The sequence below is a fragment of the Yeosuana sp. genome, assembly GCF_057126245.1.
Map to the genome: position 1 here is coordinate 126,858 of NZ_DBNGMQ010000077.1, position 12,752 is coordinate 139,609.

The 12,752-nt window shown below is 32.7% G+C and carries 13 protein-coding genes and 1 pseudogene; 2 read left to right on the plus strand and 12 right to left on the minus strand.

Annotated features, from left to right (window positions below; translation table 11 throughout):
* Window positions 1-5 precede the first annotated feature (5 nt).
* On the minus strand, window positions 6-989 hold the full coding sequence (locus AC15TD_RS10295) for an aldo/keto reductase (RefSeq protein ID WP_484452061.1): 984 nt from the start codon (window positions 987-989) through the stop codon (window positions 6-8).
* A gap of 281 nt (window positions 990-1,270) precedes the next feature.
* Here AC15TD_RS10295 and AC15TD_RS10300 point away from each other — a divergent pair, with 281 nt between their 5' ends.
* Window positions 1,271-2,044 (plus strand): carboxylesterase family protein, encoded by a 774-nt coding sequence (locus AC15TD_RS10300; protein WP_484452062.1) that lies wholly within the window; start codon window positions 1,271-1,273, stop codon window positions 2,042-2,044.
* Window positions 2,045-2,130: 86 nt separating this feature from the next.
* Here AC15TD_RS10300 and rimO read toward each other — a convergent pair whose 3' ends face one another.
* Complete coding sequence (gene rimO / locus AC15TD_RS10305; RefSeq protein ID WP_484452063.1) at window positions 2,131-3,438, minus strand: 30S ribosomal protein S12 methylthiotransferase RimO; 1,308 nt, start codon at window positions 3,436-3,438, stop codon at window positions 2,131-2,133.
* 170 nt (window positions 3,439-3,608) lie between these two features.
* Here rimO and AC15TD_RS10310 point away from each other — a divergent pair.
* Window positions 3,609-4,659: pseudogene (locus tag AC15TD_RS10310) on the plus strand (serine hydrolase domain-containing protein).
* Here AC15TD_RS10310 and AC15TD_RS10315 read toward each other — a convergent pair.
* From AC15TD_RS10315 to AC15TD_RS10360, 10 genes are all read right to left on the minus strand, one after another.
* On the minus strand, window positions 4,656-6,287 hold the full coding sequence (locus AC15TD_RS10315; RefSeq protein ID WP_484452064.1) for an amidase family protein: 1,632 nt from the start codon (window positions 6,285-6,287) through the stop codon (window positions 4,656-4,658). The pseudogene AC15TD_RS10310 and the gene AC15TD_RS10315 overlap by 4 nt on opposite strands.
* Window positions 6,288-6,325: 38 nt before the next feature.
* A complete protein-coding gene (gene ftsY / locus AC15TD_RS10320; protein WP_484452065.1) occupies window positions 6,326-7,279 on the minus strand; it encodes a signal recognition particle-docking protein FtsY in 954 nt (317 codons plus the stop codon).
* Between the two features lie 206 nt (window positions 7,280-7,485).
* Window positions 7,486-7,638: a DUF4295 domain-containing protein gene (locus AC15TD_RS10325; RefSeq protein ID WP_484452066.1), complete on the minus strand. Its 153-nt coding sequence runs from the start codon at window positions 7,636-7,638 to the stop codon at window positions 7,486-7,488.
* A 46-nt stretch (window positions 7,639-7,684) separates the two neighbouring features.
* Window positions 7,685-7,867, minus strand: a complete 183-nt coding sequence (rpmG, locus tag AC15TD_RS10330) for a 50S ribosomal protein L33 (protein ID WP_007648529.1) — start codon at window positions 7,865-7,867, stop codon at window positions 7,685-7,687.
* Between the two features lie 25 nt (window positions 7,868-7,892).
* Complete coding sequence (rpmB, locus tag AC15TD_RS10335; RefSeq protein WP_484452067.1) at window positions 7,893-8,129, minus strand: 50S ribosomal protein L28; 237 nt, start codon at window positions 8,127-8,129, stop codon at window positions 7,893-7,895.
* An 82-nt stretch (window positions 8,130-8,211) separates the two neighbouring features.
* The gene (locus tag AC15TD_RS10340) at window positions 8,212-9,462 is read right to left on the minus strand and encodes a competence/damage-inducible protein A (RefSeq protein ID WP_484452068.1); all 1,251 of its coding nucleotides are present in this window, start codon (window positions 9,460-9,462) and stop codon (window positions 8,212-8,214) included.
* Window positions 9,462-9,803 carry an Hpt domain-containing protein gene (locus tag AC15TD_RS10345; protein WP_484452069.1) on the minus strand — a complete coding sequence of 114 codons (342 nt, stop codon included), beginning with the start codon at window positions 9,801-9,803 and terminating at the stop codon, window positions 9,462-9,464. The genes AC15TD_RS10340 and AC15TD_RS10345 overlap by 1 nt, the downstream gene beginning before the upstream one ends.
* Entirely contained in the window at window positions 9,804-10,415 is a 612-nt protein-coding gene (locus AC15TD_RS10350; protein ID WP_484452070.1) for a fumarylacetoacetate hydrolase family protein, read from the minus strand. It abuts the gene before it with no gap.
* An 89-nt stretch (window positions 10,416-10,504) separates the two neighbouring features.
* Entirely contained in the window at window positions 10,505-11,278 is a 774-nt protein-coding gene (locus AC15TD_RS10355) for an exonuclease domain-containing protein (RefSeq protein ID WP_484452071.1), read from the minus strand.
* A 98-nt stretch (window positions 11,279-11,376) separates the two neighbouring features.
* The gene (locus AC15TD_RS10360; protein WP_484452072.1) at window positions 11,377-12,714 is read right to left on the minus strand and encodes a dihydrolipoamide acetyltransferase family protein; all 1,338 of its coding nucleotides are present in this window, start codon (window positions 12,712-12,714) and stop codon (window positions 11,377-11,379) included.
* Between the last annotated feature and the right edge of the window lie 38 nt (window positions 12,715-12,752).

The window sequence follows — 12,752 nt, forward strand, 5'->3', positions numbered from 1 at the left end:
ATTATTTACCATAATTGGTGAACCTGTGGCTTTATAAAATTAGAATAGATAGATGTTATAGTCTCCATATCTCCATCGGTCAAGGCGGATATGCCGTCAACTTGAAGATTAGATTGTATTTGCTCAACTCTTGAGGCGCCAGGAATAACGCAGCTCACTTCATTAAACATTAAAATCCATTTTAATGCTAACAAAGTCAAATTCTTATCAGGAAAAGCTTGTTTTAAAGCATTAACTGCTTGTATTCCAGCAGCATAATCTATACCTGAAAAGGTTTCTCCTTTATCAAATAGCTCTCCGTTTCTATTAAAAAAGCGATGGTCGTCTTTTGAAAAGATAGAATGTTCTAAAAATTTCCCAGTAAGTAATCCACTAGCCAAAGGCACACGAGCAATTATACCCACATTGTTTTGTTTTGCTAGCTTGAAAAATAATTCGTTTGGGCGCTGCCTAAACATGTTATAAATAATTTGAATAGTTGTTACATTATCAAATTCAATTGCTTTTATAGCCTGCTCGACTTTTTCAACACTTACCCCTAGGTTTAAAATTTTACCTTCTTTTTTTAAATCCTTAAACAAACCAAAAATTTCAGGTCTGTAAAACACCTCCGCAGGTGGACAATGCAACTGAATTAAATCCAAGCATTCCAATTGCATATTATTCAAACTAGCTTCAACAAACTTTCTTAAAGCCTTTGGTGTATAAGCTTCGCTGGTATGTATATTTAACTGTCTCCCACATTTTGTAGCCACATAAACACGCTCACTTCGGTTTTTAAGTAATCTACCTACCGCTTTTTCGCTTTCTCCATTACTATAAACATCAGCCGTATCAATAAAATTCACACCATTATCAATGGCCGTATTTAAAATAGAATCGGCATTTTTATGACTAAACGGTTGTCCCCATTTGCCACCAACTTGCCACGTTCCTAAACTTACCTCTGAAATATTAAAGCCTGTTTTTCCTAATATTCGGTACTTCATAATTATTGAATTTTTAAACTATAGCTAAAAGTAAGTATCTTTTTTATCTATTAAAAACTAAAACTATTTGATATCTCATTAAGTTATTTAAATATGTTTAAACTAGCTTCATCTAACATCTCAAATAGCGCAAAGAAAATTTTGATTAACAAACTTTTTGATACTAAATATTTATATTATGTTAGTTTTTAACTAATTACTATTTAAAGTATTTAATTTCAATTATTAAAATTTTTACTTATTTTAGAAAAAACTATCTAATCTAAACAATTCTTCTTGCTATGAAATCTATACAATACTTCCTGATTCTTTTATTATTTTCATTTTCATGCAGCACTAAAGAAGATAGTCCTTATAACCAAAGAACTTATAATGATGTTCGTTCAGATTTTAGCAGTTTAGTATTCAATGAAGGCGTAAATGATGTCACTTTATTAAGTGTAAATAATTTTTTATGGTCGTTTAGAGTAAATATACCTAATGTTGATTTCACTAATAATAAAAGACCATTAATTATTGATTTACACGGTTTTTCGGGAGATAATACTGATGCTCATAAAACTACAAGTTGCTATATTCAAACAGGATTTTCAAGTTTAGATGGCATAATAATTAGCCCAAATGCTGGTAATAATCTATGGGAAGATCTTATTAATCAAGAACAAATTTTATCGTTAGTTGATTTAGCCGTTACCTATTTACCAGTAGATGCCTCAAAAATAGTTATCACTGGATATAGTGCTGGAGGGAATGGAAGTTGGTTTTTAGGAGAATCTCAACCGAATGTTTTTTCTGCCGCAATACCTATTTCAAGTTCTTATAATACAACAACCGGCGGTGTATCAAGGTTAATGGAAATTCCTTTTTATGTAATTCATGGAGAAGATGACGACTATTTCCCTCTGCAACTAACTCAAGATTGGGTTAATGCAACAATATCAGCTGGTTCTGATATTACATTTGTTATAGCACCCGGCTTAAACCATTTTGAACCTTGTAATTACGCTCCTTATATTGAAGAAGCTGCCCAATGGTTAGTAAATGATGTTTGGTAGAATTATGCTGATTTAAAATTTTCCTACGATTTAAACCGCATGATATAAAAATTCTTTTTATATAGTCAAATTCACAAATAATGAGCTTAACTTAATATAACTTCCGCATATAAGTCAAAATCAGCAGCATCTGTAATTTTAACAGTAGTAAACTCACCCGTTTTTAAATACATTTTCGTAGCATCAATGAGAACTTCGTTATCTACATCTGGCGAATCAAATTCTGTTCTACCTACAAAATAGTTCCCTTCCTTTCTATCAATCACTACCTTAAAGATCTTCCCTATTTTTTCCTGATTTAATTCCCAAGAAATCTGCGATTGAATTTCCATAATTTCATTGGCGCGCTCTTGTTTTATTTCTTCAGGTACATCATCTTCTAAGTTGTATGCATGGGTATTTTCTTCATGGCTATAGGTAAAACATCCCAAACGCTCAAAACGCATCTCTTGAACCCATTGCTTAAGCGTTTGATAATCTTCTTCGGTTTCTCCCGGATAACCAACAATTAAAGTCGTTCTGATGGTCATATCTGGAACCGCTACTCTAAACTGTTTTAGTAATTTCGTTGTTTTTTCTTTAGTAGTTCCCCTGCGCATACTTTTAAGGATACTATCTGAAATATGTTGTAATGGAATATCTAAATAATTACAGATTTTTTGTTCACGATTCATTACATCTAAAACATCCATTGGAAATCCGGTTGGAAAAGCATAATGCAATCGAATCCACTCAATCCCATCAACCTGAACCAGCGCTTCAAGCAATTCTCCCAGATTTCTTTTTTTATAGATATCTAACCCATAATAGGTTAAATCTTGTGCAATTAAAATCAATTCTTTAACGCCTTTAGCGGCTAATTTTTCAGCTTCTGTAACTAAATCTTCAATAGGTGTGCTTTTATGTTTTCCACGCATTAAAGGAATAGCACAAAAACTGCAAGGCCTGTCACAGCCTTCAGCAATTTTTAAATAGGCATAATTTTTTGGAGTAGTCGTTAAACGTTCACCTATTAATTCATGTTTATAATCTGCCCCCAAGGCTTTAAGTAAACTTGGTAATTCTGTCGTTCCAAAATAGGCATCAACATTCGGGATTTCCTTTTCTAAATCGGGCTTATAACGCTCAGAAAGACAGCCTGTCACAAACACCTTATCAACGTCACCATCTTCCTTCTTTTGCATAAACTCAAGAATGGTATTCACACTTTCTTCTTTAGCATTGTTAATAAATCCGCAAGTATTAATAACCACAATATTACCTTCCTTTTCATGAACCACGTCTTTACCACTAGCTTTTAATTGCCCCATTAATACTTCGCTATCGTAAACATTTTTACTACAGCCCAGTGTAACTACGTTAATTCTATTTTTCTTTATTGATTTTGTGCGCATACCTTCTTTAAATAAGGGTGCAAAGATACATAATGATTGTGGATTTACTAATGTAGAACAACGATTAACAAATGCCGAATATTAATTATTATTAAACCTTTTATATATTTGATTATCCTACTTAAAAAATCTACGTTATTAAAACATTAAAATATTTACTGCTCCTAAGTATGATATCATTTATTAGTTGTTCCTCTGATAAAAATCCCATTGACCCAATCGTAACTATTGAAAACATATATTTTCCACCCTTAAATCCTGAAACTTGGGAAACTATTTCAATTTCAGATTTGGGATGGAATAGCAGTGAACTTCAACCATTGATTGATTTTATAGAAGAAAAAAACACCAAAGGATTCATGATTCTTTACAACGGAAAAATTGTTGAAGGCACTGAAAACTATCTAAATGGGCATACAGAAAATTCAAATTGGTATTGGGCTAGCGCAGGAAAAACATTAACTACTGCTGTTTCGGGAATTGCTAAGGATGAAGGTTTGATTAATATAAATAACAAAGTATCTGATTATTTAGGAACTGGTTGGACGAGTGTTTCACTTGAAAAAGAAAACCTGATTACTTGTAAAAATCTATTGTCGATGGATAGCGGATTAGATGATGCTTTGGGAGATGATGTGTCTCCTGAAAATTTACAGTATGTAGCCGATGCAGGAACGCGATGGGCCTATCACAACGTGTATGTAAAAATGCAAGAGGTGGTGGCTACGGCGAGTAATCAAACTTGGATTCATTATTTTAACTCTAAATTACGAGATAACCTTGGTATGTCTGGAAACTGGCTAAATTTAGGTGGCTTAAGTGTTTATGCTAGTAACACGAGAAGTATGGCGCTTCGGACTTATGATTTACGCTAATGAAAAATGGGAAAGCACTCAAATTGTACAAGAATCTTTTTTACAAAAAGCTACAAATTCGTCTCAAAATATTAACCAAGCCTATGGTTATTTATGGTGGCTAAACGGAAAATCGAGTTATCATTTACCCCAAACCCAATTAGAGTTTAATGGAAATTTAATTCCGAATGCTCCAGATGATATGTTTGCAGATTTAGGGAAAAATGATCAGAAAATCTATGTAGTTCCTAGTAAAAAATTAGTGATTGTTAGAATGGGAGAAGTTGCTGACACCAGCAACCCAACCTTTGCTTCATCTAATTTTGATAATGATTTATGGAGAAAAATTAATACTTTGATTAATTAATTATAATTTCCTGGAGCTTTTCGCATTTTTGATGCTTGTTCATAAACGTATGCCCAAGATAATAATTCTGTTTCAGAAAGTGGTTTTGAAATAAAAGTTAAACCTCGTGGCTGACCATTTTCGCGATATCCCATAGGCACCGTAATGGCAGGGTATTCGGCCACAGCGGCAAATCCCGCATGATAATTATTTATTGATAAAAATCCGTTTAACTGATACGCGCTCATTGGTTTATCAAAAAATAATCTTCCATTGGTTTTAAGCGTATCTTTTATCGCTTTAAAATCGTCTTCGCTGTTGCTGTCTGTGACTATTCCTTTAAATAATTTTTGTCCGTATGGCGCCCTTTTTAATGAGTCTTCATTATTAAATTCAATAACATCTTCTACTGAAGAAATTGTAATTGAGGCATCTGCATACGATGAAAGATACGAAGGTAAACCCTTTTTCATATCTAAATTTAGTAATCTTCTAAAATTAGGCAAGTCTACATCTTCTTCATCAATCTCGATAATTTCAGCACCTTTCGTTTTTAATACGGCAATAGCGTCGAGGTATAAGGAGTCTTCCATTAATCGTTTAAAGGCTCCAAATCGTTTTCCGCTCAAATCGTTAACATTCGAAATTTCAGAATACATTCCGTTTATAAAATAAGGCTTTATTGATTTTTCATCATTTTCATCTTTACCAGCCATAGCCTCTAACATAATGGTATTATCTATTACGCTTTTAGTCATTGGTCCAGGTGTGTCTAAGGTTGAAGAAATTGGCACAATACCACTTCTACTTAATACCCCGATGGTTGGTTTTAAACCTACAACAGAATTTGCACTCGACGGTGATAAAATGGAGCCTGATGTTTCACTACCAACCGCTGCCACGGAAAAATTTGCCGCTACGGCAACACCACTTCCCGAGCTGGAACCTCCTGTATCGATAGCTCTTCGGCCATATGGATTAAGGGTTTGACCGCCAACAGCACTATAACCACTTGGACAATCACCACAAAAAAAGTATGCCCATTCACTTAAATTAGTTTTACCTAATATTAGGGCACCTTGCTCTTTTAATCTTGAAACGATAAAAGCATCATCTGTATTATTATTATTTAAAATAACAGCTCCAGCGGTTGTTGGCATTCCTTGCGCATTAATATTATCCTTTAGCAAGATTGGCATTCCGAAAATTGGATGCTTTAATTTTCTATTTAAAAGTCCTCTGTCTTTTTCTTTAGCCTCTTCAATAACATTAGGATTCAAAGCTATAACAGCATTTAACGACAAGCTGTTTTCTCTATCAAACTTTCGAATTCGGAATAAATAGAATTTTGTCAAGGTCTCATAAGAAAGTTTACCTTCAATAATATTTTTTTGTAATGTTGGAATATCTTGCTCTAAAACAAGAGGTTTTAAACGATTATATTCGTCTTCTGTAAAATTTTCTAAAGCATGGTTAAAGGGTTTCCAAAGATAGGAAACATCAATATATTTAGAATCTAGCACTTTAAATTCTCTAAAATCTTTTACGGTAATCGTATCAGAATTTGCTGATGTTACTGGATTAACTACCGTTGTATTTTTACACGAACAAATACTAAACAAAGTCAAACATAAAATAAATCGTTTCATTGCTGTTTTTTTTCTAAAAAAATTAACTAAGAAACTACCTATTTAAAAAAGGAATCAACAAATTCATATTTATTAAACACCTGAAGATGCTCAATACCCTCGCCTACTCCAATATATTTAACAGGTATTTTAAATTGGTCTGAGATACCAATTACGACACCACCTTTGGCAGTTCCGTCTAATTTTGTGACAGCTAAAGATGTTACTTCCGTTGCTGCGGTAAACTGTTTTGCCTGTTCAAAAGCATTTTGACCTGTAGAACCGTCTAATACCAATAAAACGTCATGCGGGGCATCATCAATAACCTTCTTCATGACTCGTTTTACTTTGGTAAGTTCGTTCATTAAGTTTACTTTATTGTGAAGTCTTCCAGCCGTATCAATTATAACCACATCGGCATCTTGAGAAACCGCACTTTTTAAGGTATCGAAGGCTACCGAAGCTGGATCGCTTCCCATAGATTGTTTTACTAAAGGAACTCCAACTCTGTCTGCCCAAACTTGCAACTGATCGATAGCGGCTGCTCTAAAGGTATCTGCAGCACCAAGGACTACTTTTAAGCCTTGTTTATTAAATTGATAGGCTAACTTACCAATAGTTGTTGTTTTACCGACACCATTAACACCAACAACCATGATGACATAAGGTTTTTTATCTTTAGGTACAGTAAATTCTGTTTCTTCACCACTGCTAGTTTCAGATAATAAACTGGCTATTTCTTCTCTTAGAATTTGGTTTAACTCTTCTGTCCCGAGGTATTTGTCTTTAGAAACTCGTTCTTCAATACGCTCTATAATTTTTAAAGTTGTGTTTACACCTACATCACTAGACACCAATATTTCTTCAAGGTTATCTAAAACCTCATCATCTACTTTAGACTTTCCTGCGACTGCTTTTGATAACTTACCAAAAAAACTAGATTTTGTTTTTTCTAACCCTTTATCAAGGGTTTCTTTTTTGTCAGAAGAAAATATCTTTTTAAAAAAGCTCATTTTATTACAATACTATTCGTTGGTTATTTATTCTACTTAGCATTTTGGAATTATATAATTCGGAAAAGCTACATCTTTAAATCCGTATTAACAATTTTCTTGCCTTTATTACAATGCTGAAAATATGTCATTAAAACAGAATGTAAATATAAAACAAAAGCCACTTTAAATAAAGTGGCTTTAATATTTTATATAAAAAGTAATGCTTATTTCTTATTCAAGAAATCGTCTACTAGTTCTGGTGACATAATTGATTCAACAAACATGTAAGCTCCTGTTTTTGGAGACTTAACCATTTTTATCGCTTTTGATAATCTTTTTGAACCTGTTTGTAATGATGCTACTGATTTCTTTGCCATGACTTATAAGTTATTTGACATTCTTACTTTACGTAAAAATCTCTAATTATTTAATTTCTTTGTGAACTGTCATACGTTTTAAGATTGGATTAAATTTCTTTATCTCCATTCTATCAGGCGTATTCTTTTTGTTTTTAGTTGTAATGTATCTTGAAGTTCCTGGTTGTCCAGATTCTTTATGTTCAGTACATTCTAAAATTACTTGTATTCTATTACCTTTCTTTGCCATTTCTTTTACTTATTAAATACAGCTATTATTTTAAAAACCCTTTTTGTTTAGCATCTTTTATAGCTGCAGAAATACCTATTTTATTGATAGTTTTTAAAGCAGATGTTGAAACCTTTAAAGTTACCCAGCTATCTTCCTCAGGAATGTAAAAACGTTTCTTTAATAAATTAGCATTAAATTTACGTTTAGTTCTGTTTAATGAGTGAGACACGTTGTTTCCAACCATTGCCTTTTTACCTGTAAGTTCACAAACTCTTGACATTATTTTCTAACTTTAAATTTTTGTTGTTTAAAAACGAGGTGCAAATATACAAAATCTTTAATTTATGACAATTTAATTTTTATCAATTTTTAAAAATTTCTTTTAAAAGCATTTCAAAGGCTTTATTTACGGCTTTATTAATCACTTTTGAACGGTGATTTCCTAGTATAAATTTTTCTGAATATACTGAATTTCTCGTTGCTATAGCTATAAAAACAGTCCCTACTTCTGCATCAGAATCACCTTTAGTTGGTCCAGCATTTCCTGTTGTTGCTATTGCAAAATCTGAATTAAACAATGTTAAAACTTGTTTAGACATCGCTTCAGCTACTTGATAACTCACTACAGAATAGGTGTTTATCAATTCTTTTGGTATGCCTAAAACGCTAGTCTTTGATTCTGTAGCATAACAAACAACACTTCCTTTAAAATAATTTGAAGCTCCCGGATGTACAGTAAAGCGTTCTGCTATTTTTCCTCCCGTACAACTTTCTGCAACTGCAACTGTTTGTTTTAATTTAGTTAGTTGTTTTGCCACAATAGATTCTACAATACCTTCATCATCTTCAAAGCCATAAAACTCATCCTTAATTAATGGTAAAACAGCATCTACTTGTTTTTGAACACCTGCTAGGATTTTTTCTTTATCAAATCCTTTTGCCGATAATCTTAAACGAACCCTTCCTAAGTCTGGTAAATAAGCCAATTTTATAAAATCTGGCAACGCATCTTCCCATGATTCAATTCTTGCAGCCAATGTGCTTTCTCCTAAACCATATACCATTAAAGTTCTGTGAATTATAAACGGTAAGTGAAATTTTTCTGTGAGTTTTGGTATGACTTCATTTTGAACAAGTCCTTTCATCTCAAAAGGAACTCCAGGAAGGGATATGAATACTTTTTTGCCTTTTTCAATCCACATCCCAGGCGCAGTACCAATGGTATTCATTAGAACCTTAGCTTTTGAAGGAACTAATGCTTGGTCTTTATTAACTTGTAAAAGCGTTTGCCTTACATATTGTTTCCATATATTTTCTATATTGCTTAATACTGACTGGTTTAAAACTAGAGTATCATTAAAATATTCAGCGATTGTTTTTTTTGTGATATCATCTTTTGTAGGGCCTAAACCACCAGTAATAATAATAATTTCAACCCGACTTTCTGCATCTTCAAATGCCTTTAATATATGCGATTTGTCATCTTGAACCGATGTGATTTGGTAGACAGATACACCAATCTTGTTTAGTTCTTTGGCTATAAAAGCAGAATTAGTATCTACAACCTGACCTATAAGTAGTTCATCTCCAATGGTGATTATCTCTGCAAGCATTATAAATTAAAGTCTGATCGTATTTCATTTGTTGCTTTATCAACTGCATTTAAAACAACTTCCAATTGGTCTTTAATATCTAAATCTCTCTTTTCAAACTTACCCCAATCTTGAACTTCTATTAAGGTATCTAGAACCCCTAACTCAAACAAATCTATTGTAGGTTTCATTTTATGAGCTGATTGATATGCCGCCATATAGTTTTCTTCTTGAACGGCTTTTTTTAGCTTTTCTGCATCTTCTGGGACTTCTTCTAAAAATGCTTGCGCCAAAGCTGCAATGAAATCTTCATCGTTATCAGCTAATTCCCTTACTCTAAATAGTTTGTAGTGCTGTTCCATTTATTTTACTGTTATTGAAAACATTTCTTTGTCTTCTATAAAACCTTTTAATTTATCATTTGCAATTACTCTGCCTACTCCCGCTGGAGTTCCCGTAAATATAATATCTCCTATCTTTAATGTGAAATATTTTGACACATATTCTATTAATTCATCAATTTTCCATAACATATGACTTGTATTTCCTAATTGTACAATATTATCATTCTTTTTTAAGGAAAATTCAATAGCGTTTACATTATTAACCTCTTTAACCGATATCCAGCTTCCAATAACTGCCGCCCCATCAAAGCTTTTTGCTTTTTCCCAAGGCAAGCCTTTATCCTTTAATTGCTTTTGTAAATCTCGAGCCGTAAAATCAATTCCTAAACCAATCTCATTATAATATTTATGTGCAAATTTTTTGTTTATATGTTTACCTACTTTATTAATCTTAACTAAAACTTCTACTTCGTGATGCACATCATCTGAATAATCCGGAATAAAAAATGGCTGTTTTTTAAGTAAAATAGCTGTATCTGGTTTTAAAAACACAACAGGATCTGTTGGTTTTTCATTCTCAAGTTCTTTAATATGATCTGTATAATTTCTACCAATACAAATGAGTTTCATTATCTTCTAGATAAAAGAACAAAGACCGTTTCTCTGCAAGAAACAAGACATTTTAAGTCTTTTCTCTTTCTTCTTGATTCTTATTTCTGTTAAATTTTATTATTAAAATTTCTCAATTTAATTGCGGTTAACACCTTTTTTGTATACAAAGGAAAATCGGCATTAAGTAACCAACCAAAATAACCAGGCTCAGATTCTAAAACTTCCGTTACTAGTTTTCCTTTATGCTTTCCAAATGAAAAACATTCCTCCCCTTTTTTATTATATGCTATAAAACCAGCGAAATCAGCAAACTTTTTTCTTGAACTAAATTCTGCTAAAAACTTGGTGTCATTTTCAATATCATCATATTTTGAAATTTGAGCCTTTAATACTTCAAACGTTGCTTTAGTATCTGCTTCAGCACCATGCGCTCCCTCTAACTCTTTTTTACAATAAAACTGATATGCAGCACTTAATGTACGTTGTTCCATTTTATGAAAAATAGTCTGTACATCTATCGCTAACCTATTCTTCATATCAAAATCAACCTCAGCACGTAACATTTCTTCAGCTAAAAGTGGAATATCAAATCTGTTGGAGTTAAAGCCTCCTAAATCTGAATCCTTAATCATATTATAAATCTCTTTGGCAACCTCTTTAAATGTTGGCTTATCTGCTACATCTGCATCTGTAATACCATGAATAGCGATAACTTCTTTCGGGATTGACATTTCTGGATTAACTAACCAAGTTTTAGTTTCTTCTTTTCCGTCAGGAAATACTTTTAGTATAGAAATTTCCACAATTCGATCTTTAGAAATATTTACACCTGTTGTTTCGAGATCAAAAAAACAAATAGGTTTTGAAAGATTAAGATTCATGCAGCTATTATCTTTATATTTTAAAGTTGTTATTTACAAAAATAACAAAAACCTAACCAGTTTAAGGTTAGGTTTTGATTATATAGTTAATTTTTGTTTTATATTTCTCTATTATTATCCCAGGCTTCCAAATAATCCTTAACAGCCTTTACAAACTGCCCTCCTAGCGCACCATTAACCACACGATGGTCGTAAGAATGCGATAAAAACATTTTGTAACGAATACCAATAAAATCTCCTTCTGGTGTTTCAATAACAGCAGGGACTTTTCGTATGGCTCCAAGTGCTAAAATACCAACTTGAGGTTGATTAATAATTGGTGTTCCCATAATACTTCCAAAAGTACCCACATTAGTTACTGTATATGTACCACCTTGAATCTCATCTGGTTTTAATTTGTTTGTTCTTGCTCTGTTTGCCAAATCATTAACTTGTTTAGTCATACCAACCAAATTAAGTTGGTCTGCATTTTTAATAACAGGCACTATTAAATTTCCATCTGCTAGCGAGGCTGCCATTCCCAAATTAATATTTTTCTTTTTTATAATGGCATCACCTTGAACAGATATATTCATCATAGGATAATCACGAAGTGCTTTCGCAATAGTTTCCATAAAAATCGGTGTAAATGTTAAGTTTTCACCTTCACGCTTGGCAAAACTATCTTTAACTTTTTTTCTCCAATTCCATATATTAGTCACATCTGCTTCTATAAAACTTTGGACATGTGCAGATGTTTGAACCGACTCTACCATATGATGAGCAATAAGTTTACCCATTCTGGTCATTTCAATAATTTCATCACTCCCACTAGATACCACTGTTGCTTTTTCAACTTTTGGAACCTCAACTGGTTCAACAGATTTTTTAGGTTCTTCTTTCATAGCAGAACCACTTACTTCCTGAGCAACCGGTGTACTTACTCCTTTATTTTCTATATAATTAAGAATGTCGTCTTTTGTAACTCTTCCATCTTTTCCTGTTCCTTTAATACCATCTAATTCTGCTTGAGAAACCCCTTCTTGCTTCGCAATATTTTTTACTAAAGGCGAATAAAAACGATTTTCACTTGAAGATATTGGTGCTATTGTATCTTGAGCAGAAACTACAGTTTCTTCAACTTTTGAAATTACTTCAGCAGAAACATCTTCAGTTTCATCTGTTTTTTCAGATGCCGTCACTATTGAATCTATATCATCGGTTTCAATCACAGCCAATACTGCCCCTACTTGAACAACATCATCAACATTAAAATATTTTTCAACTAAAATGCCATCAACTTCACTTGGCACTTCACTATCAACCTTATCTGTGGCTATCTCAAGAACGGCCTCATCGAGTTCAATAGTATCTCCAACTTCTTTTAACCATGATGTGATTGTTGCTTCTGCAACACTCTCTCCCATTTTTGGTAACTTCAGTTCAAATCTTGCCATATCTATAATGTAATACTCATTTTTTTATTTCCGATTGC

Excerpts from the sequence above, each read along its gene's own strand:
- AC15TD_RS10295 (WP_484452061.1), bottom strand. The coding sequence starts at position 989 with ATGAAGTACCGAATATTAGGAAAAACAGGCTTTAATATTTCAGAGGTA.
- AC15TD_RS10300 (WP_484452062.1), top strand. The coding sequence starts at position 1,271 with ATGAAATCTATACAATACTTCCTGATTCTTTTATTATTTTCATTTTCA.
- rimO (WP_484452063.1), bottom strand. The coding sequence starts at position 3,438 with ATGCGCACAAAATCAATAAAGAAAAATAGAATTAACGTAGTTACACTG.
- AC15TD_RS10315 (WP_484452064.1), bottom strand. The coding sequence starts at position 6,287 with ATGAAACGATTTATTTTATGTTTGACTTTGTTTAGTATTTGTTCGTGT.
- ftsY (WP_484452065.1), bottom strand. The coding sequence starts at position 7,279 with ATGAGCTTTTTTAAAAAGATATTTTCTTCTGACAAAAAAGAAACCCTT.
- AC15TD_RS10325 (WP_484452066.1), bottom strand. The coding sequence starts at position 7,638 with ATGGCAAAGAAATCAGTAGCATCATTACAAACAGGTTCAAAAAGATTA.
- rpmG (WP_007648529.1), bottom strand. The coding sequence starts at position 7,867 with ATGGCAAAGAAAGGTAATAGAATACAAGTAATTTTAGAATGTACTGAA.
- rpmB (WP_484452067.1), bottom strand. The coding sequence starts at position 8,129 with ATGTCAAGAGTTTGTGAACTTACAGGTAAAAAGGCAATGGTTGGAAAC.
- AC15TD_RS10340 (WP_484452068.1), bottom strand. The coding sequence starts at position 9,462 with ATGCTTGCAGAGATAATCACCATTGGAGATGAACTACTTATAGGTCAG.
- AC15TD_RS10345 (WP_484452069.1), bottom strand. The coding sequence starts at position 9,803 with ATGGAACAGCACTACAAACTATTTAGAGTAAGGGAATTAGCTGATAAC.
- AC15TD_RS10350 (WP_484452070.1), bottom strand. The coding sequence starts at position 10,415 with ATGAAACTCATTTGTATTGGTAGAAATTATACAGATCATATTAAAGAA.
- AC15TD_RS10355 (WP_484452071.1), bottom strand. The coding sequence starts at position 11,278 with ATGAATCTTAATCTTTCAAAACCTATTTGTTTTTTTGATCTCGAAACA.
- AC15TD_RS10360 (WP_484452072.1), bottom strand. The coding sequence starts at position 12,714 with ATGGCAAGATTTGAACTGAAGTTACCAAAAATGGGAGAGAGTGTTGCA.